This is a genomic window from Alcanivorax sp. (genome assembly GCF_051117345.1).
GTDB lineage: Bacteria > Pseudomonadota > Gammaproteobacteria > Pseudomonadales > Alcanivoracaceae > Alcanivorax.
This window is the reverse complement of sequence record NZ_JBNPEC010000042.1, coordinates 1-18,317: the sequence shown is the minus strand read 5'-3', so window position 1 is coordinate 18,317 and position 18,317 is coordinate 1. Positions and strand designations below refer to the sequence as shown.

Here is an 18,317-nt window from a genome sequence, read left to right as displayed (position 1 = left end):
CCTTTCGTTTTTATTGCCCGGAAGTGTTCTTCCTGGCGCTTGGGTATTTCGTTTGTTCCGGCGCACAAATCAACGCCGGGGGCAGCAAGCTACAAGCTCCCCATTTATTCCAGAAACGATATCAGTGCGTTGGTGACATCGCCCTGTGCAACCTGCTGCTGCTCACCCTGGCCGCGCAACGGCTTCACCGTGACGACTCCACTGGCCAGTTCATCTTCGCCCATGATCAGGGCGACGGCTGCACCGCTGCGGTCTGCCTTTTTCATCTGGCTCTTGAAACTTCCGCCACCGCAATGGAGCTGAACGCCACGACCGGGCATGGCATCGCGCAGTTGCTCGGCCAGCGCCATGGCGGGGGTCAATGCATCACCCATGGCCATCACATAGACGTCCACAGCGGCTGACAGTTCCGGCTTTTCCTGCTCGATCAGCAGAATCAGTCGTTCCACGCCCATGGCAAAGCCCACCCCGGGAGTCGGTTTGCCGCCCAGTTGCTCCACCAGGCCATCATAGCGACCACCGGCACAGACCGTGCCCTGGGCGCCGAGGGCCTCGGTGGTCCACTCGAACACGGTCTTGCCATAGTAGTCCAGGCCGCGCACCAGGTAGGGGTTCACTTTATAAGCAATGCCGTTGGCATCGAGCAAGGCTTTCAGGCCGTCAAAATGCTCGCGGGCGTCTTCATTGAGGTAATCCGCCAGCTGTGGCGCATCCTTGAGCACCTCGCGGGTGCCCGGGTCCTTGCTGTCCAGCACCCGCAGGGGGCTGCGCTCGAGGCGTTTCTGCGAATCCTCGTCCAGCTGTTCAAAATGGGTCTTGAGGTAATCCACCAGGGCGTCGCGGTAACGGGCTCGATCTTCACTGTCGCCCAGGGAATTCAGCTCCAGGGTGACCTTGCCGGCCAGGCCCAGGGCTTTCCAGAGGCGGGCAGTGAGCAGAATCACTTCCGCATCGATATCCGGGCCGGTGATGCCGAAGACTTCCACGCCAATCTGGTGAAACTGACGATAGCGGCCAGCCTGGGGACGCTCATGACGAAACATGGGGCCGGTGTACCAGAGTCGCTGGGTCTGGTTATACAACATGCCATGCTGCTCGCAGGCGCGCACGCAGCTGGCGGTACCCTCCGGGCGCAGGGTCAGACTGTCGCCGTTACGATCATCGAAGGTGTACATCTCTTTTTCGACGATGTCGGTGACTTCGCCGATGCTGCGCTTGAACAGATCGGTCTGTTCCACCACGGGCATGCGGATTTCCTGGTAGCCGTAGCTGGCCAGCACACCGCGCACCTTGTCTTCCAGCCACTGCCAGAGACCGGTCTGTTCCGGCAGGATGTCGTTCATCCCGCGGATGGAAGTGATTTTCTTGCTCACAGAATGTCCTTAAAAAAACGCCGAACGCGAGACGCCTGACGCCTGACGCTGGCGCCGTTATGGCATCTCGCGTCCGGCATCAGGCGTCCGGCGCCTTCTATTCACTACGCGCGATAATGCCTCTGGCTTCGTCGTCGCGCTGTTTCTGCACCTTGGCCCGTACCATGCGTTCCAGTTCATCGACCAGATCATCAGCGGTGATGTGATGGCTCTTTTCGCCGTCACGGTAGGCAAGATTGTTCGGTGTGCCCCCGGTCAGGCCCACATCCACTTCACGGGCTTCGCCGGGACCGTTGACCAGGCAGCCAATGACCGCCAGGTCCACGGACTCGTTGATATCTTCCAGGCGCGCTTCCAGCTCGTTGACGGTTTTGATCACGTCGAAGTTCTGCCGGGAGCAGCTCGGGCAGGCGATGATGTTCACGCCTTTCTTGCGCAGGTTCAGGCTTTTCAGAATATCGAAGCCCACGCGCACTTCCTCCACCGGATCGGCAGCCAGGGAAATGCGGATGGTATCGCCAATGCCTTCCATCAGCAGCGCGCCCAGCGCCACAGAGGATTTCACCGTGCCGGAGCGGAAGGTACCGGCTTCGGTCACACCCAGGTGCAACGGCTGTTCCAGCTGGGCAGACAATTTACGGTAGGCCTGCAGGGTCATGAAGACATTGGAGGCCTTCACGCTCACCTTGAAGTCCTGAAAATCATAGCGGTCGAGGATGTCCGCATGGCGCATGGCAGATTCCACCAGCGCATCAGACGTGGGCTCACCGTATTTACGCTGCAGCTCCTTTTCCAGGGAGCCGGCGTTAACGCCAATACGAATCGGGATGCCCTTGTCCTTGGCACACTGGATCACTGCCTTGATGCGATCTTCGCGGCCGATATTGCCCGGGTTGATACGCAGGCAATCCACGCCACGCTCTGCCACAGCCAGAGCAATCTTGTAGTCATAGTGGATATCCGCCACCAGCGGTACATCCACCTGCTGACGAATCTTTCCGAAGGCGTCGGCGGCGTCCATGCTGGGCACCGAGACGCGCACGATATCCACACCGGCATCCTGCAAACGGCGAATCTGGCCAACCGTGGCGTCCACGTCGCAGGTTTCGGTATTGGTCATGCTTTGCACGGAGATGGGCGCATCGCCGCCCACGGGGACATTGCCGACAAAAATCTGCCGGGTCTTGCGGCGCTGGATTTTGACTTCCGGTTCCATGGTGTTTTCTACCCTCGCGAATCAGGGAATGGAGACTCGCACAACTGTACCGGGGGAATTCGTCGGCAAGGTGACAACCTCGCCATTGAGGATCAATTCATCAACGGCACCGGCATCGCCCAGAGTCAGACTGAACGGCGCTTTGCCATCCAGCTGCAGCGAGGCGCCGCCCTGCTGTTCGCCCTGGCGCAAAGTGCGGCCAGTGGCGTCCTTGACGCTGATCCAGCAGTTGCCGGAAAAGGCCATCAGCAGGCGATCCAGACCGTTTTCGGCCAGCATGTTCGGGGCCGGCTCGTCGCTGCTGTCTACACTTTCGGCGCTCTCTGCACTCTCACCGTCTGCCGCAGCCCCGGTATCTTCAGGCTGGGCGTCGTTGCCAATATCGTCAAGGGACTGTGGGGATAGCTCGTCACCGGCGCCCTGCTCTGGCGCCTGTGACGGCTCACCGGGAAAAGGGCCAGTTTCGCCGCCGACCTCTTCATCAGCCTGCAGAGAAACGCGCTCCTCGGGAGCATTCATGCCGGAGCTGGACAGCGGCGCCAGCGCTTCTTCTTCAGGCCACAGCCAGATCAGCAGCGCCACCACAACCAGCAGGGCCACCACCGCCAATAACGGCTTGCGCCACACGGACGGCGGCGGCGCCATTTTCGGCAGATCCAACGGCTTGTCGAACGCATCGTCGTTCACCATCTGCTGGAAGGTGTTGGCGATTTCATCCGCCGGTAGGCCCAGTAGCTTTGCGTAATTCTTCAGGTAACCCTTAACGAAGGTTGCCTCAGGCAAACGCTCGTAGTCATCCGCTTCCAGGGCTACCAGGTAGCTCTGGGAGAGATGCATCTTCTTCGCCGCTTCGGCAGGGGTCCACCCCAGTGCCTCACGGGCTTTGCGACAACGTTCACCCGGTAGCACGACCATGTTATCGCTCATTTCCCGCTCTCCTGAGAGGCTTTCCAATTCTGCCACTCGCGGTATTCTCCGGAGCGGCGATGCATGTTTTCCAGTGCCAACTCATAGCTGGACTGCTGATCGTCATAACCCAGCTCACTGGCCAGACGGATACCGAGCCACAGGGACCGGGCACTCTGTCGACCACTACGCTGGAGATATTGCTGGTAGTAATCCCAGGCAAGTCGCATGCGCTCTTGCCGCTGATACAGTTCGGCCAGCTCCAGATTCGGCGTTACGGCCCTGGGGTCGAGACGAATCGCTTTGACAAAGGCCTTTTCCGCAGCCTCATCATTGCCCAACTGGCGATAACACCGGCCCATATTGGCCCAGGCACTGCCACGGCCCTGATAGGACGGATCATTGGCAGCGCGCTCGAATTTTTCCAGTGCGTCCTGGTAAGCACCGCGACTGTAAAGCATGGTGCCGTAATTATTCAGCGCCGGGGCGTAATTGCGATCTGCCCGTAACGCTTTTTTGTAATGGAATTCTTCCCGCTCGGGGTCATTTTCGTATTTGTACAGCAGCGCCATGGCGTTGTGCGCCACCGCGCTGTCGTCGTTGTGAGCAAGAGCCCGGGAGAAATGCCGGCGCGCCTCGGAAGGGTTGCCCTGCTGCATGTACTGTAGGCCTGCGGCAACACGGCTGGTTACCGCATCGTCCACTTTGACCTCCCGTTGCCCCGAATCCACCGTCACACACCCGGTGGCCAACAGGCCTGCGATCAGCAGACCTGGAAAAACCCGAAAAAAACGTCTCATTGCGCTTGCGCTGTGTTGTTATCGGTTTGTTCAGAGCGATGAAAAATGGATTGCTTCCAGCGCTCACTGCGCCGGGTCCGATCTTGCACCTGCCCCACCAGCTGACCACAGGCGGCATCAATATCATCACCGCGCGTCGTCCTAACGGTGGTCATCAATCCATTGTCATTCAGGTACTTATGAAATTCCAGAATATCGCTTTTACGTGACCGTTCATAACCGGCATGCGGAAAAGGATTGAACGGGATCAGATTGACCTTCACCGGGATGCCGTTAAGCAGCTTGACCAGCTGACGGGCATGTTCCGGTTTGTCGTTCACATCACGCAGCATCACGTATTCCATGGTAATGGTGTTGTGACGGTGGGTGATGTTGTCGCTGTAGCGCTTGCACGCCGCCATCAGCTCTTTCAGCGGGTACTTGCGATTCAGCGGCACCAGTTCGTTACGCAGCTCGTCATTGGGCGCGTGCAGGCTTACCGCCAGCGACACATCCAGATCCTGGCTGAGCTGATCCATCCTCGGAATATGGCCGGAGGTGGACAGGGTAATGCGCTTCTTGCCGATACCGTAACCCAGGTCATCTTTCATGATGCGCATGGCGGTGAGCACATTGTCATAATTGAGCATGGGCTCGCCCATACCCATCATCACCACATTGGTGATGGGATGTTCGCCAAGATTGCGACGGGGACCAAAGGCACGGCTGGCTTGCCATACCTGGCCGATGATCTCGGCGCTGGTCATGTCACGCTGGAAACCCTGCTTACCCGTGGAGCAAAAGCTGCAATCCACGGCACAGCCTACCTGGGACGACACGCACAAGGTGCCGCGGCGACCATCAGGAATAAAAACGGTTTCTACAGAGCCTCCGCCGATCAGTTCAAACACCCACTTGCGGGTGCCGTCACGGCTGATGCTTTCGTGTGCCACTTCCGGGCCGCGGATTTCCGCCACCTCGGAGAGTTTCTGGCGCAATGCCTTGCCCACATCGGTCATTTGCTCGAAGGAATCCGCCTGATGGTGGTGAATCCACTTGAGTATCTGCTGGGCACGGAACTTCTTCTCGCCCATTTCCAGGAAGAACTCTTCCATTTGCGGGCGGGAAAGACCGAGCAGATTGACCTTCTGTTGGGTAGTCATAGCATTCTCCAGGACTGGGGCGATGCCCCGGTCTATATACAAGTCTGCCACGGCATAGGCCGTGGCAGACAGTGCACCGGCTGTTTTAGCGGGTGCGCGGGCAAAGTTCTTCGTCGGAGAAGAAGTAAGCCACTTCACGGGCAGCGGACTCGGCGGAGTCAGAGCCGTGTGCTGCGTTTTCGTCAATGGTCTGAGCGAAATCAGCACGAATGGTTCCAGCTTCCGCATCCTTCGGGTTGGTAGCGCCCATCAGGTCACGGTTCTTGGCCACGGCGTCTTCGCCTTCCAGAACCTGCACGATCACCGGACCGCTGGTCATGAAGGACACCAGATCCTTGAAGAAGGGGCGCTCCTTGTGCTCGGCGTAGAAACCACCAGCCTGCTCGTCGCTCAGGTGTACCATTTTCATGGCAACCACTTTCAGGTCGGCCTTCTCGAAACGGGATACGATGTCGCCAATTACGTTCTTGGCCACGGCATCAGGCTTGATGATAGAGAGGGTGCGCTCAACAGCCATCAGTCAGTTCACTCCAGAATTTACGTTAAATGGTCCCCGGGAACCCAAAACAAGCTCCCCCAGGCAGAGAAGGGGCAATCCGGCAACCTTGCGAACGCAAGAACCACAGCCACCCCTTTGGAACCGGCGGATTATACGCAAGCAGGGCGAATTATGATACCGTTGCCGCCCCCGCCACGGGCCTGCCGCCCTGCCGCCACCGGGAGCCGGTCGAAAGCCCGCCTCTATACGGCCGATGGTCGACAGCGCTCACGAATGGCGTATAATACCTGACTAAATTACTCTGGTATTCAACATCAGGCCCTGACCTATGAGCCAAGCTGAACTGGACAAACTGATTCGCTCCAACTACGAGGCCGGTTTCTCCACCACGGTGGACACCGAAACCCTGCCCCCCGGGCTGAGCGAGGAAGTCATCCGATTCCTGTCCGCCAAGAAAGAAGAGCCCGAATGGATGCTCGAATGGCGCCTGGACAGCTACCGCAAATGGCAGGAAATGCCCTCCCCGGGCTGGGCCCACCTGCACCACGATCCTATCGACTTCAATAAGGTGTCCTACTATTCCAAGCCCAAGAGCCTGGATGACGCCCCGAAGAGTCTGGACGAGGTGGACCCGGAGCTGCTCGCCACCTATGAAAAACTGGGCATTCCCCTGCATGAGCAGGAAATGCTGGCCGGTGTCGCCGTAGATGTGGTGTTCGACTCCTCCTCCGTATTTACCACCTTCAAAGAGAAGCTGTGGGAAGCCGGGGTGATCTTCTGCTCCATTTCCGAGGCGATCCAAAATCACCCGGAGCTGATCAAGAAATACCTGGGGAGCGTGGTACCCAAGGGCGACAATTTCTATGCCGCCCTCAACAGTGCCGTGTTCTCTGATGGCTCCTTCGTCTATATCCCCAAGGGCGTGCGCTGCCCCATGGAGCTGTCCACCTACTTCCGTATCAACGAAGCCAACACCGGCCAGTTCGAGCGCACCCTGATTATCGCCGACGAAGGCAGCCATGTGAGCTATCTGGAAGGCTGCACCGCACCCCAGCGGGACGAGAACCAGCTGCACGCAGCGGTCGTCGAGCTGGTCGCCCTGCCCGGCGCCGAGATCAAGTACTCCACGGTGCAGAACTGGTACCCGGGCGACGAAAACGGCAAAGGTGGCATCTACAACTTCGTCACCAAGCGCGGCGTGGCCCACGACAACAGCAAGATCAGCTGGACCCAGGTGGAAACCGGCTCCGCCATCACCTGGAAGTATCCGTCCGTGATCCTGCGTGGTGACAACAGCATCGGTGAGTTCTACTCCGTGGCGCTGACTCGCCACATGCAGCAGGCGGACACCGGCACCAAGATGATCCACCTGGGCAAGAACACCAAGAGCACCATTATTTCCAAGGGCATCTCCGCCGGGCGCAGCAGCAACAGCTACCGCGGCCTGGTCCGGATCAGCCCACGGGCAGAAAACGCCCGCAACTTCACCCAGTGCGACTCCCTGTTGCTGGGCGATACCTGCGGTGCGCACACCTTCCCGTACATCGAGTCGAAGAACCCCTCGGCCACCATCGAGCACGAGGCCACCACCTCCAAGGTGAGTGACGACCAGATGTTCCTGTGCCGCCAGCGCGGTATCGACCCGGAAAAAGCAGTCTCCATGATCGTGAACGGCTTCTGTAAAGAGGTGTTCAAGGAACTGCCCATGGAATTCGCCGTGGAAGCGGGCAAGTTGCTGGAAGTGAGCCTGGAAGGGGCCGTGGGCTAAGCCTCACCCCCGAAAATGACACTGTAGGAGCCATGCGTGCATGGCGGACCATCGCGACCCCTCGCCATGCAAGCATAGCTCCTGCAACACCCTGATTAACCGGGGCTGGAACCCAGCCCAACCGAAAGGCGCATCAAAACATGCTGGAAATTCGTGATCTGCACGCCACCGTGGCGGACAAGCCGATTCTCAAGGGCCTGAACCTGACCATTAAACCGGGCGAGGTCCACGCCATCATGGGCCCCAATGGCTCCGGCAAATCTACCCTGGCCAATGTGCTTGCCGGTCGTGACAACTACGCCATCACTGGCGGCGAAGCCCTGTTCGAGGGCAAGAGCCTGGCAGACCTGGAGCCGGAAGAGCGCGCCCAGGCCGGCCTGTTCCTGGCCTTCCAGTATCCGGTGGAAATCCCCGGCGTCTCCAACATGGAATTTCTCAAGGCCGCACTGGAATCGGTTCGCAAGGCTCAAGGCAAGGAAGAGTGGGATTCGGTCACCCTGCTCCGCCAGGCCCGTGCCGCCTGCAAACAGGTCAACCTGGACGCCAGCTTCCTCAAGCGCGGCGTCAACGAAGGCTTTTCCGGCGGCGAGAAAAAGCGCAACGAAATCATGCAGATGCTGCTGATGGAGCCGAAGCTGGCGCTGCTCGACGAAACCGATTCCGGCCTGGATATCGACGCCCTGCAAACCGTGGCCAAGGGCGTCAATTCCCTGCGCAGCCCGGAACGCGGCATCGTGCTGGTCACCCACTATCAGCGTCTGCTGGACTAAATCGTGCCGGACTTTGTGCACGTCCTGTCCAACGGTCAGATCATCAAATCCGGCGGCAAGGAACTGGCCCTGGAGCTGGAGAAGAAAGGCTACGGCTGGCTCACAGGAGAAGAGGAGTCCGCATGACACTCTCTGCAAGCGACCTCGCCATTGACCTGAAAACCCAGGCGCTGGCCAACGCCCGCCGCCACGGTAGTGACGGCGATGCGCTGACCGACCTGGAGGCTGCCAGCTTCCCGGAGCGCAAGACCGAACGCTGGAAGTACACCTCGTTGCAGGCTCTGGCCGACGGCCACCTGAACGCGGTGGCCAATGGCGAGATCAGCCAGCGCCTGCCGGCACTGAGCGAGTTTGTGGTCACCATCAACAATGGCCAGCTGCAGGGCAGCACCCTGCCCGCCGGCGTCAATCTGCATCACGACGCGCCCGTGGTAAACGGCCTGCAGACCCCCTTTGCCGCCTATAACGGTGCAGTGTGCGGGCAACCGATGGTGTTGGAAGTGGCCGCCAATACCCGTATCGAACAACCGATTCACCTGCAGATCCAGAGCGCCAGCGAGGCACCGGGTCATTGCAATCCGCGGGTGATCGTCAAGCTCAATACTGGCGCCGAAGCCACCGTGATCGAGCACTATCACGCCGAAGGCCAGGCTCTGACCAATGCGGTCACCGCCCTGATCACCGCCGACAACGCCACCCTGACCCACTACCGGTTGCAGGGAGAGCAGGCCAATACCCTGCACATCGGCACCCTGATTATCGATCAGCAGGGCGTCAGCAAGGTAGATAGCTATCAGTTGATGACCGGCAACCGTCTGCGCCGCAACGACGTGCGCGCGCTGGTGAACAAGAGCGGTGCCGAGTTGAACATGAAAGGCATCTTCGTGGTTCGCGACCAGAGCCACGTGGACAACCAGCTGTGCGTGGAACACGCGGTGCCCAATTGCCAGTCCGATCAGAACTTCAGAGGCCTGGCCGGTGAAAGTGGCAAGGCGGTCTTCAATGGCCGCATCCACATTCACCCCGGCGCCAGCGGTACCAACGCGGAGCTGTCCAACAAGAACCTGCTGCTCAACCCCGGTGCCGAGATCAACACCAAGCCGGAGCTGGAAATCTACAACGACGACGTGAAGTGTGCCCACGGCACCACCGTCGGCCAGTTGGATGCCGGTCAGCAGTTTTACCTGCAATCGCGCGGCATCCCCGCTGCCGAAGCCAAGCGCATGCTGAGCCTGGGTTTCGTTAACGAGTTGCTGATGGCCCTGCCCGACGCGGCAGTGACCGAGTGGGCCCAGCCCTGGCTGGAAGCAGAACTGACCCATGCCAACCCGGCAGGAGACGCCGCGTAATGACGTTTGATGTGGCAGCCCTTCGCGCGCAGTTCCCGATCCTGGATCAACAGGTCAACGGCAAGCCGCTGGTGTATCTGGATAACGGTGCCACCACCCAGAAACCGGACGCGGTACTGAACGTGCTGGAGCACTACTACCGCACGGTGAACTCCAATGTGCACCGCGGCGCCCATCATCTCAGCGACCTGGCCACCGGCCAGTTCGAGGGTGCCCGCGAGACCGTGGCCCGCTTCCTGAACGCCAGCCGCGACGAAATCCTGTGGACCAAGGGCACCACCGAGTCCATCAACATCGTTGCCCACTGCATCGGCCGTGAACGCCTGCAGCCCGGCGACGAGGTGCTGATCAGCACCAGCGAACACCACGCCAATATCGTGCCCTGGCAGCAGGTCTGCCTGGCCACCGGCGCCACCTTGAAAGTGATCCCGCTGCGCGAAGATTGCAGCCTGGACCAGGACGCCTTCGACCAGCTGCTCACCGAGCGCACCAAGATTTTCGCCATCGGCCATGCCAGCAATGCCCTGGGCACCCTGAACCCGGTGCAGGAGATGGTCGCCAAGGCCCGTGAAGCAGGCGCCATTACCGTGATCGACGGCGCCCAGGCGGTGGCTCACTTCCCGGTGGACGTACAGGCCCTGGACGTGGATTTCTACGCCTTTTCCGGCCACAAGCTGTTTGGCCCCACCGGCATCGGCGTGCTTTATGGCCGTCGCGAGCTGCTGGACGCCATGCCGCCCTACCAGACCGGCGGCGAAATGATCGAAACGGTGAGCTTCGAAAAGAGCACCTGGAACCAGCTGCCCTACAAATTCGAAGCCGGCACCCCCAACATTGCCGGAGCTATCGGCCTGGCCGCCGCCATCGACTGGTTCAATCAGCAGGACCGTGAGGCCCTGGAAGCCCATGAGAATTCCCTCTTGGTCCACGCCACCAAACAGGCAGAGGCTTTCGACGGCTTGAAAATCATCGGCACCGCCGCCAATAAGGTCAGTGTGCTGTCCTTCCTGCTGGAAGGCGCTCACCCGGCGGATGTGGGCATGCTGCTGGACAAGCAGGGCGTGGCGGTACGCACCGGCCATCACTGCACCATGCCGCTGATGGATACCCTGGGCATTCCGGGCACAGTCAGAGCCTCATTCTCGATTTATAATACTCTTGATGAGGTGGATCGCCTGTTCGAGGCGCTGGAGAAGGTGAAGACCTTTCTCTGAGTGACGCCAGAAGGAACACGCGGCACGCAACACGGAAAACCTTTCCGTAGGAGCGTCGCTGGCGGCGCGATAACCAGCGTTGATCGCAAGCACGATCGCGACGCCAACGACGCCCTACGAACCATGCGTTAATGCAAGGTAGGTAACACATGACAGTTCAGACATTCCAACCCGGCCAGGTCACCCTTAACCTGACCGAGGCTGCCAACCAACAGGCCCTGCGGGAAATCCAGCGAGCCAGTGCCACCGGCATCCGTCTGGACCTGGACGAATCCGGCTGCTCCGGGTTCATGTACACCCTGGATTTTGTGGAAGAACCCAAAGACGGCGACAAGCTGTTCGAGATCGACGGCGTCAACCTGTACGTGCCGGAAAAATGGCTGCCCATGCTCAATGGCCTGGTCATCGATTACGTCACCGAGGGCGTCAACAGCCTGTTCAAGTTCCGCAATCCCAACGCCACCGGTGAGTGCGGCTGCGGCGAGAGCTTTACCGTAGACGAGGTCTGAGTTGGCGCAAGAACAGAGAACCGTCGTCGTCCAGCGTGACGTGCCGGCCCGCAAGGTGCCGGACGGCACCCGCATCACCATCCCCAAGAACAGCTTCGTGAATCTGCGCCAGGCCCTCGGCGGCACCTACACGGTGACCATCAATGGCAACATGGCACGCATCGACGGCACCGACGCGGACGCCATTGGCCAGGAACCGCTGAAGCTGGACTTCGCGCCCGCCAACGAAGACGGCAGCGTGCGCCAGGACGATCTGGACAACACCCTGCAAACCATCTTCGACCCGGAGATTCCAGTCAGCATCAAGGAGCTGGGCCTGGTCTACGGCTGCGATGTGATCCAGCGCGATGGCGAAAACGTGGTGCAGGTGCGCATGACCCTCACCGCCCCCAACTGCGGCATGGGCCCGGTCCTGGTGGGCGATGTGGAAGACCGGCTCGGCAAGGTGCCCAACGTGGACAAGGTGGAAGTGGCCCTGGTCTTCGACCCGGCCTGGAACCGCGATATGATGAGTGAAGAGGCTCAACTCGAGCTGGGAATGTTTTAGAAGCTGCAAGCCACAAGCTTCAAGCTACAAGGGGAAACCCGGGTTTAGCTTGCGGCTTGAACCTTGTAGCTTACAGCTATCTCTGGAGTGTAAGCGTAGTGTTCGATATCCACAGCATCACCCTGGGCGAAAAGATTACCGCCGAGGACATCAGTGAAGACCTGGAATTCCTGGATGACTGGGAAGAACGCTATCGCTATATCATCGACCTGGGCAAGCAACTGCCCGAGCTGCCCGATGAACTGAAAACCGAAGACCGTTTCGTGCGCGGCTGCCAGAGCCAGGTGTGGCTGGAAACCGACTACGACAGCGACGCTGACACCCTGTACATGGCGGTGGATTCCGACGCCCTGATCGTCAAGGGCCTGGCCGCCATCGTACTGGCCGCCCTGAACCGCCAGTCCCCCCAGGCCATCCACGATTACGATATGGACGCCTTCTTCGATCGCATCGACCTGCTCAACCACCTGAGCCCCACTCGCGGCAACGGCCTGCGCGCCATGGTCGGCAAGATCAAGCAGCAAGCCCAGGCACTGACTGCCTAGCCTCCCGCTACGCAAAAAGCATTTTCACCACAGAGGGCACAGAGCTCACAGAGAAAGAGTGTTTATCCTCAGTGAACCCTGTGCCCTCTGTGGTAAATCGATTTTGACTGTATTCTGAACGTCCGAGAAGACGGTGCAGCAACCACCTCCGCCGCCTTACACCGCCTCTCTTGCTTGCGTCTTGTTCGGCTGGATATGGAACACAAACCGCTGCTCCCCACCCTCACCCGCTTCCGAGCCAAGCAGGCTGGCGGTTTCATTGAAATAGGCGGCAACCCCCTTCACCGAGCCATGAATCATCGCCGCCATATTGCGATGGGAGCGGTAGTGGATTTCCAGGGTATCGTCGCCGCGCTTGTGCACCGCAATATTCGGTGCCGTCGCCGCCGGGTCCTTCAGGCGCAGAATGCGTTCGTGGATCTGCTGCATGTTCAGCAGAAATGTCATGGCATCCCAGCCCGCAGGAATCATCGGCTGGTACATCGTAATCAGCGGGCCGATCACCCACTCACCGAAATCCGCCAGCAGATCATCCCGGCGCAGGCCCGTGGCAGATTCCGCCGCCCGCAACAGCGCTTCCATTTCCTCATCCGGATACAGTGCCACCGGCAGGTAGGTCTTGCCTTGCAACCCCGCCGTGGAGACCACTTCTCCCCAGGCGTCGGTGCCGATGAACTCATCCAGATACCGCTTGAAATTGGTCACGATCACGCCATGCATGTCACTACTCCCGAGCCAGCTCTCCTTCTCCTTCTACAACAGCAAGAGCTGTGCCGCATGCACGACCGTCCAACCAGCCCGCACCACCACTGGCCCGGCGAATGTCTACCCGCTCACAGCCAGGTGACATAGCCGGTCACATTTTTCTTTTTTTGCGCGATTTATCACCCTGGCGGGAAAGACATATGGGGTGAGGTAAAGCCCCAACAAAAAGTAAGCCGCCGCCAAGGAATGGCGGCAGTCATTGCGAACCGAAAATCAGATCACGCCTGAATATCACAGGCTTAACCGGGCGAGCGCCGGTTAGCTCAGCACCATTCAGACTGCATCCCGTTGCACCTGCTCACCGGCGGATATGCGCATGATGAAAGCCCTGTGGGTGCCCACCACCCGCTTCTCCTCCATCAGCGCCGCCTTCTGGCCATAATAGTCGGCCACACCATAGACACAGCCCAGCGCCAGATAACTCATATCCCGGTGCGACTGATCCTCAACCTCCAGCAGCCCCGGGGAAATTTCCGACACATTGATATGCGGCGGCTTGGCGTTGGCATCTTTCATGCGCACCACCCGCTCGTGAATCCGGTCATCGATGTTTTTCAGGAAGGTCACCGCATCCCAGTCCTCGGGGATAAAGGAACGGTACATTTTCATCAACGGGGGAATCACCCAGGCACCGAAATCCTTGAGTATCTCGTCGCGGCCTTGGCCGGTGACCTCCACCGCCGCCGCCAGAAGATCCTCAAGATCACTGTCCGGGTACATGCTGATAGGAATAAAGGCCTTGCCGGTCAGCCCGGCCTTGTCACGCAGAGTGTCCCAGGCGTCCTCGCCCAGTTTTTCTTCCACGTATTTTTTCAGGTTGGAAATAATGACGCCGTGCATGGAGCTCCCTCCCATTCAGGTGAGTATCCACCATAGCAGGGAGCTCTCAACCCGCTGAAAGCCGCTCAGCCCACCCAAAAGGCCGCTGGTTCGGCTTGCTGGCTACTTTCGCAGTCGCTGGATGACCTCAGTCACATTGTCGATCACCCGGTCGATCTCCGCTTCAGAGGTAAAACGACCCACCGAAAAACGAATGGAACCATGGGCCAGCTCATCCGCTACGCCCATGGCCTTGAGCACATAGGAAGGCTCCAGGGACGCAGAGGTACAGGCAGAGCCGGAGGATACCGCCGCCTGATTCATGGCAGTCAGCAGCATTTCTCCATCCACGCCGGCAAAAGCCACATTGAGATGCCCCGGCAAACGTGGCGCACCCTCACCATTGATGCTCACCCCATCCAGCTGGCTGATGCCCTGCCACAAACGATCACGCAGCCCGGCAATACGCGGGCCTTCCTCATCCCGCAAACGGGCCGCCAGGGCAACCGCTTCGCCCATGCCGACGATCTGGTGGGTCGCCAGGGTACCGGAGCGCATGCCCCGCTCGTGGCCACCACCATGGATCTGGGCCGCCACCTTCACATCCGGCGAGCGACGCACATATAGCGCACCAATGCCCTTGGGCCCATAAATCTTGTGCGCGCACACGGACAACAGATCCACCTGCAGCGCCTGCACATTCAGGTCCAGCTTACCCACACTCTGGGCCGCATCGGTATGGAACAACACACCGTTCTCGCGGCACAGGGCGCCGATGGCGGCGATATCGTTGATTACCCCGGTCTCGTTGTTGGCGTGCATCACACTCACCAGCACGGTGTCCTCACGGAGCGCCTCGGCCACACTCTGCGGGTCGATACGGCCATCCGCAGCGGGTTGCAGGTAGGTCACCGGGTGGCCCTGCTTTTCCAGCCAGCCACAGGCATCCAGCACCGCCTTGTGTTCGGTGGCACTGGTAATCACATGGCCACCGCCACGGGCTTCGATCACGCCCTTGATGGCCAGGTTGTTGGCCTCGGTGGCACCGCTGGTCCAGACAATCTCCCGCGGATCCGCCTGCAGCAGATCCGCCACCTGACGGCGAGCAGATTCCACCGCTTCCTCTGCCAGCCAGCCATAAAGGTGGCTGCGCGAGGCCGGGTTGGCGAATGTCCCTTCGGGACCGAGATGACGGACCATCACATCAACCACCGCCGGGTCTACCGGGGTAGTTGCCGCGTAGTCGAGATAGACGGCTTGGCTCATGGCGACTTGGCTTGTGGCGATTGAGGTTGGCGAAAAAACAGAGAGGAGATTATACCTGAATCCACACCGTCATCGTGGCTGCCGGGCAAAGCGTGTGCGGTGCCGGCAAAGGCTGACGATGAGGATTCAGAAGCAGTTTACAGACTACTGACGGGCAGACGCTGATGCTGACGGTCCTGACGCTGGGCCACCTGCTTCACTTCCTGGCGAGCCACCAGCTCCCCCAGGGAAATACCGCCCAGAAAGGCCTGTATCTGGTCCGACAGATCGCACCACAGGTGGTGGGTCAGGCAGGTATCGCCTTCCTGGCAATCCCCGTGGCCGCCGCAACGGGTGGCATCCACCGACTCGTCCACCGCCGCAATCACCGCTGCCACATCAATATCGTCGCTGGCCCGGCTGAGCTGATAGCCCCCGCCCGGCCCGCGTACGCTGTTCACCAGGCCATTACGGCGCAACTTGGCGAACAACTGCTCCAGATAGGAAATGGATATACCCTGACGATCGGAAATATCCGCCAGCGACACCGGGCCCGTGGCCGCATGCAATGCCAGATCCAGCATCGCCGTCACCGCGTAGCGACCTTTTGTAGTCAACCGCATATCCACACCCTTATTGCGTGTATTTGACGTGAAGCGTAGTAATCCTGAGCAATTTGGTCAAGTATTAACGACTTACAATTAAGAATCATTTTCATTTGATGTGCAACTATGGCAGATATCCCCTTTCTCTGCCAACAACTGATCAAACATTGCCCACAAAGGCACCCAGCGCTTGACACCCACCCCTCCCTCGCGGAAAATTCGCGACCTCAAATGGCAAGGTAGCTCAGCTGGTTAGAGCACAGCACTCATAATGCTGGGGTCGGCGGTTCAAGTCCGCCCCTTGCTACCAGATAAAGAAAAAGGGGCCTGACGGAAACGTCAGGCCCCTTTTTTGTTCAGCAGGATCAGTCCTTGCTTAGCGAGCGGCGCAAAACCCTAAACACCATTTCCCAGGGTGCTCACCAAAATTCTTCAACAGCAACGCTCATTTTCTCTTAAATGGTTTTACTCAAATATGAGTAAATAGCCACGGAATAGGCCCTTTTTACTCATATATAAGTAACTTTAAACAGTATAGAACCCGCTGGCCGACGCCTAAAAATACCCGCCTAAAAACGCACGGCTCAAGATCTAACCCCGAGTTCTCCCGAGACTATGACTGGAAGAACCCCGCCAACTATCCCGACAAGAGCACTGAAGAGAGTCACAAAGCCTTCTTTAAAAGCAATTACTAAAAGTTTTTGTGGTCAATATTAAATCTGCAAACAGCGGCGCTCCTGGCGCACCCTCTACCTGCGTTGCCTGGTTATGTCGCTCTCTACATGAACGGTTTTTCGCTTGACATAAAGAATTGTAGAAAGCAACGAGAACATCAGGGCTAAGCTGCCAAATAACACAAACGTATACTTCTGGACTGGGGCTTCAGGAAATACCCTCATAGCCTGGACAATCAAGTAGCTAAGAAACGCCAACCACCCGAAACCCAACCAATATTTTCCATGGAGCTTAAGGGAAAGCCCAACCCCCATACCGGCTGAGAAAATATAGACCGACAAAACAGATGCGCCATCTAATTCCGGGATATACGAATGCAAAAGGCGAACGGAATCGATCACTGTAGGCGCCACTACTACGGCAGAAAGCCCCGCCAAGGGCGGCCAAACTAGAAACTCTTCCTTAGTTCGTGGAGTCTTCATACGAGATAACGCTTGCCGTAACCTGGGACACTCATAAATTTACTAAAGAAAGACCTCGCCTTTATGATACGGGGCCATTCAATCTCGAAGGAAATCGGCCAAATCGTGGATGCCCTTTATTTTGGCAGGTCCACCCCTTACTACCAGATAAAGAAAAAGGGTTAGAAACTCTTTTTTTATTACGCGTCGGTAAGGAAACGTTATTCGAAACTCTTATAGATAGTAAGAAGATTCGATACAAAAGAAGCAGCAGAGAGACCGGCACCGGAAATACTGCTCCAAAGTGGCGATTTCTTGAGCGCGCCCTCTCTTTCAGCAGGCTCCAAATCCAGTAGGGTCTCCAATAAACCTCTCACCGCCGCAGGGTCCGTATCGGCAGGTAGGCCCAACCGGGAGATGAGGCTTGGCTCCTGGGCAATATGAACAGCAATGCCAGTGTTGGTAGCCTCCACGGCATCTACCTCAACATTTCCGCCTCCTCTAACTGATAAGCCTATCCCGCACTGATCTGCGGTTATTTTCCCGACCTTAACAACCATCCCTATCTCCTATACACCTGATCATTTTAAGAGTAACCGAGAAAAACGAATGCCTCTTAATCAAACTATACACCATCCAAAGATGTCTAGATGGCGGGCGTCAGTGAGATCCGGAGGGGAGGCAGGTCTCACCCATTGCCACCGAAGTGGCCACCTCAACAGTACCGCGCGCCAACGACCAATCAATTAAACCGATACTCCAACCCCAGCGTATACGCCTCCACATCCACGTCATCCAATGAATAGCGATCTACACTGCCGCGGAATTTCAGGTTGTCGAGGCCGTAGCTGAAGCCAACGCCCCAGAAGCCATCGGTGCCGTCTTCGTCGCTGCCATGGTCGAATTCCGCGTCCCAGCGCAGGGCGCCGGCGCGCAGGAACAGGTCGGTGCCGGTGGCGATGCGGGCCTTGCCGATGGCGGCGGCTTCGATGCCGGAGATATCGACTTCATTGCCGTCGCCGTAGTCACCCAGCCACACAGCGCCGCCTTCCACGCCGACGGAGAAGGTGTCGCGGTGCAGGGGGAACCAGACGGCACCGATCGGAAGC

General features: G+C 58.7%; 20 protein-coding genes and 1 tRNA gene. 9 read left to right on the top strand and 12 right to left on the bottom strand.

The features are described 5' to 3' along the window. Positions 1–104: 104 nt before the first annotated feature. From hisS to ndk, 6 genes are all read right to left on the bottom strand, one after another. Positions 105–1,373: a histidine--tRNA ligase gene (gene hisS / locus ACFE0K_RS03060; protein WP_434534664.1), complete on the bottom strand. Its 1,269-nt coding sequence runs from the start codon at positions 1,371–1,373 to the stop codon at positions 105–107. Positions 1,374–1,470: 97 nt separating this feature from the next. Then, a complete protein-coding gene (ispG, locus tag ACFE0K_RS03055; protein WP_434534663.1) occupies positions 1,471–2,589 on the bottom strand; it encodes a flavodoxin-dependent (E)-4-hydroxy-3-methylbut-2-enyl-diphosphate synthase in 1,119 nt (372 codons plus the stop codon). Between the two features lie 21 nt (positions 2,590–2,610). Next, a complete protein-coding gene (locus ACFE0K_RS03050) occupies positions 2,611–3,516 on the bottom strand; it encodes a RodZ domain-containing protein (RefSeq protein WP_434534662.1) in 906 nt (301 codons plus the stop codon). Further along, the gene (gene pilW / locus ACFE0K_RS03045) at positions 3,513–4,295 is read right to left on the bottom strand and encodes a type IV pilus biogenesis/stability protein PilW (protein ID WP_434534661.1); all 783 of its coding nucleotides are present in this window, start codon (positions 4,293–4,295) and stop codon (positions 3,513–3,515) included. The genes ACFE0K_RS03050 and pilW overlap by 4 nt, the downstream gene beginning before the upstream one ends. Continuing rightward, on the bottom strand, positions 4,292–5,437 hold the full coding sequence (rlmN, locus tag ACFE0K_RS03040; protein WP_434534660.1) for a 23S rRNA (adenine(2503)-C(2))-methyltransferase RlmN: 1,146 nt from the start codon (positions 5,435–5,437) through the stop codon (positions 4,292–4,294). The genes pilW and rlmN overlap by 4 nt, the downstream gene beginning before the upstream one ends. Positions 5,438–5,522: 85 nt before the next feature. Continuing rightward, positions 5,523–5,954 (bottom strand): nucleoside-diphosphate kinase, encoded by a 432-nt coding sequence (ndk, locus tag ACFE0K_RS03035; RefSeq protein ID WP_297770668.1) that lies wholly within the window; start codon positions 5,952–5,954, stop codon positions 5,523–5,525. 310 nt (positions 5,955–6,264) lie between these two features. Here ndk and sufB point away from each other — a divergent pair, with 310 nt between their 5' ends. From sufB to ACFE0K_RS02995, 8 genes are all read left to right on the top strand, one after another. Beyond that, the gene (gene sufB, locus ACFE0K_RS03030) at positions 6,265–7,704 is read left to right on the top strand and encodes a Fe-S cluster assembly protein SufB (RefSeq protein WP_035249097.1); all 1,440 of its coding nucleotides are present in this window, start codon (positions 6,265–6,267) and stop codon (positions 7,702–7,704) included. A gap of 140 nt (positions 7,705–7,844) precedes the next feature. Then, positions 7,845–8,474 (top strand): Fe-S cluster assembly ATPase SufC, encoded by a 630-nt coding sequence (sufC, locus tag ACFE0K_RS03025; protein ID WP_434534659.1) that lies wholly within the window; start codon positions 7,845–7,847, stop codon positions 8,472–8,474. 3 nt (positions 8,475–8,477) lie between these two features. After that, on the top strand, positions 8,478–8,600 hold the full coding sequence (locus ACFE0K_RS03020) for a hypothetical protein (RefSeq protein WP_434534658.1): 123 nt from the start codon (positions 8,478–8,480) through the stop codon (positions 8,598–8,600). Then, positions 8,597–9,823, top strand: a complete 1,227-nt coding sequence (gene sufD, locus ACFE0K_RS03015; RefSeq protein WP_434534657.1) for a Fe-S cluster assembly protein SufD — start codon at positions 8,597–8,599, stop codon at positions 9,821–9,823. Before ACFE0K_RS03020 ends, sufD begins: the two co-directional genes overlap by 4 nt. Next, positions 9,823–11,037, top strand: coding sequence for an aminotransferase class V-fold PLP-dependent enzyme (locus ACFE0K_RS03010; protein WP_434534656.1), 1,215 nt, complete (start codon positions 9,823–9,825; stop codon positions 11,035–11,037). Before sufD ends, ACFE0K_RS03010 begins: the two co-directional genes overlap by 1 nt. A 149-nt stretch (positions 11,038–11,186) precedes the next feature. Beyond that, entirely contained in the window at positions 11,187–11,546 is a 360-nt protein-coding gene (locus ACFE0K_RS03005) for a HesB/IscA family protein (RefSeq protein ID WP_434534655.1), read from the top strand. Between the two features lies 1 nt (position 11,547). After that, complete coding sequence (sufT, locus tag ACFE0K_RS03000) at positions 11,548–12,093, top strand: putative Fe-S cluster assembly protein SufT (protein ID WP_434534654.1); 546 nt, start codon at positions 11,548–11,550, stop codon at positions 12,091–12,093. Positions 12,094–12,191: 98 nt separating this feature from the next. After that, positions 12,192–12,638, top strand: coding sequence for a SufE family protein (locus ACFE0K_RS02995; RefSeq protein WP_434534653.1), 447 nt, complete (start codon positions 12,192–12,194; stop codon positions 12,636–12,638). A 156-nt stretch (positions 12,639–12,794) separates the two neighbouring features. Here the strand turns inward: ACFE0K_RS02995 and ACFE0K_RS02990 are convergent, their stop codons facing one another. The 4 genes from ACFE0K_RS02990 to iscR form a co-directional block, all read right to left on the bottom strand. Further along, positions 12,795–13,358: a heme NO-binding domain-containing protein gene (locus ACFE0K_RS02990; RefSeq protein WP_434534652.1), complete on the bottom strand. Its 564-nt coding sequence runs from the start codon at positions 13,356–13,358 to the stop codon at positions 12,795–12,797. A 318-nt stretch (positions 13,359–13,676) separates the two neighbouring features. Further along, positions 13,677–14,243, bottom strand: coding sequence for a heme NO-binding domain-containing protein (locus ACFE0K_RS02985; RefSeq protein WP_434534651.1), 567 nt, complete (start codon positions 14,241–14,243; stop codon positions 13,677–13,679). A gap of 102 nt (positions 14,244–14,345) precedes the next feature. After that, on the bottom strand, positions 14,346–15,488 hold the full coding sequence (locus tag ACFE0K_RS02980) for an IscS subfamily cysteine desulfurase (RefSeq protein ID WP_434534650.1): 1,143 nt from the start codon (positions 15,486–15,488) through the stop codon (positions 14,346–14,348). A gap of 137 nt (positions 15,489–15,625) precedes the next feature. After that, the gene (gene iscR, locus ACFE0K_RS02975; protein ID WP_035249113.1) at positions 15,626–16,090 is read right to left on the bottom strand and encodes a Fe-S cluster assembly transcriptional regulator IscR; all 465 of its coding nucleotides are present in this window, start codon (positions 16,088–16,090) and stop codon (positions 15,626–15,628) included. Positions 16,091–16,305: 215 nt separating this feature from the next. On the opposite strand from iscR, the gene ACFE0K_RS02970 reads away from it, so the two are divergent. Continuing rightward, positions 16,306–16,382, top strand: a tRNA-Met gene (locus ACFE0K_RS02970). A 1,047-nt stretch (positions 16,383–17,429) separates the two neighbouring features. On the opposite strand, the gene ACFE0K_RS02965 is transcribed toward ACFE0K_RS02970, so the two are convergent. Both ACFE0K_RS02965 and ACFE0K_RS02960 read right to left on the bottom strand, forming a co-directional pair. Beyond that, on the bottom strand, positions 17,430–17,768 hold the full coding sequence (locus ACFE0K_RS02965) for a hypothetical protein (RefSeq protein WP_434534649.1): 339 nt from the start codon (positions 17,766–17,768) through the stop codon (positions 17,430–17,432). Positions 17,769–17,950: 182 nt separating this feature from the next. Continuing rightward, positions 17,951–18,317: hypothetical protein (locus tag ACFE0K_RS02960; RefSeq protein ID WP_434534648.1), on the bottom strand; the 367-nt coding region annotated here is incomplete at its 5' end.

Coding starts and splice junctions, on each gene's coding strand:
- ispG (WP_434534663.1), bottom strand. CDS start 2,589: ATGGAACCGGAAGTCAAAATCCAGCGCCGCAAGACCCGGCAGATTTTT.
- ACFE0K_RS03050 (WP_434534662.1), bottom strand. CDS start 3,516: ATGAGCGATAACATGGTCGTGCTACCGGGTGAACGTTGTCGCAAAGCC.
- pilW (WP_434534661.1), bottom strand. CDS start 4,295: ATGAGACGTTTTTTTCGGGTTTTTCCAGGTCTGCTGATCGCAGGCCTG.
- rlmN (WP_434534660.1), bottom strand. CDS start 5,437: ATGACTACCCAACAGAAGGTCAATCTGCTCGGTCTTTCCCGCCCGCAA.
- ndk (WP_297770668.1), bottom strand. CDS start 5,954: ATGGCTGTTGAGCGCACCCTCTCTATCATCAAGCCTGATGCCGTGGCC.
- sufB (WP_035249097.1), top strand. CDS start 6,265: ATGAGCCAAGCTGAACTGGACAAACTGATTCGCTCCAACTACGAGGCC.
- sufC (WP_434534659.1), top strand. CDS start 7,845: ATGCTGGAAATTCGTGATCTGCACGCCACCGTGGCGGACAAGCCGATT.
- sufD (WP_434534657.1), top strand. CDS start 8,597: ATGACACTCTCTGCAAGCGACCTCGCCATTGACCTGAAAACCCAGGCG.
- ACFE0K_RS03010 (WP_434534656.1), top strand. CDS start 9,823: ATGACGTTTGATGTGGCAGCCCTTCGCGCGCAGTTCCCGATCCTGGAT.
- ACFE0K_RS03005 (WP_434534655.1), top strand. CDS start 11,187: ATGACAGTTCAGACATTCCAACCCGGCCAGGTCACCCTTAACCTGACC.
- ACFE0K_RS02990 (WP_434534652.1), bottom strand. CDS start 13,358: ATGCATGGCGTGATCGTGACCAATTTCAAGCGGTATCTGGATGAGTTC.
- ACFE0K_RS02985 (WP_434534651.1), bottom strand. CDS start 14,243: ATGCACGGCGTCATTATTTCCAACCTGAAAAAATACGTGGAAGAAAAA.
- ACFE0K_RS02980 (WP_434534650.1), bottom strand. CDS start 15,488: ATGAGCCAAGCCGTCTATCTCGACTACGCGGCAACTACCCCGGTAGAC.
- iscR (WP_035249113.1), bottom strand. CDS start 16,090: ATGCGGTTGACTACAAAAGGTCGCTACGCGGTGACGGCGATGCTGGAT.
- ACFE0K_RS02965 (WP_434534649.1), bottom strand. CDS start 17,768: ATGGTTGTTAAGGTCGGGAAAATAACCGCAGATCAGTGCGGGATAGGC.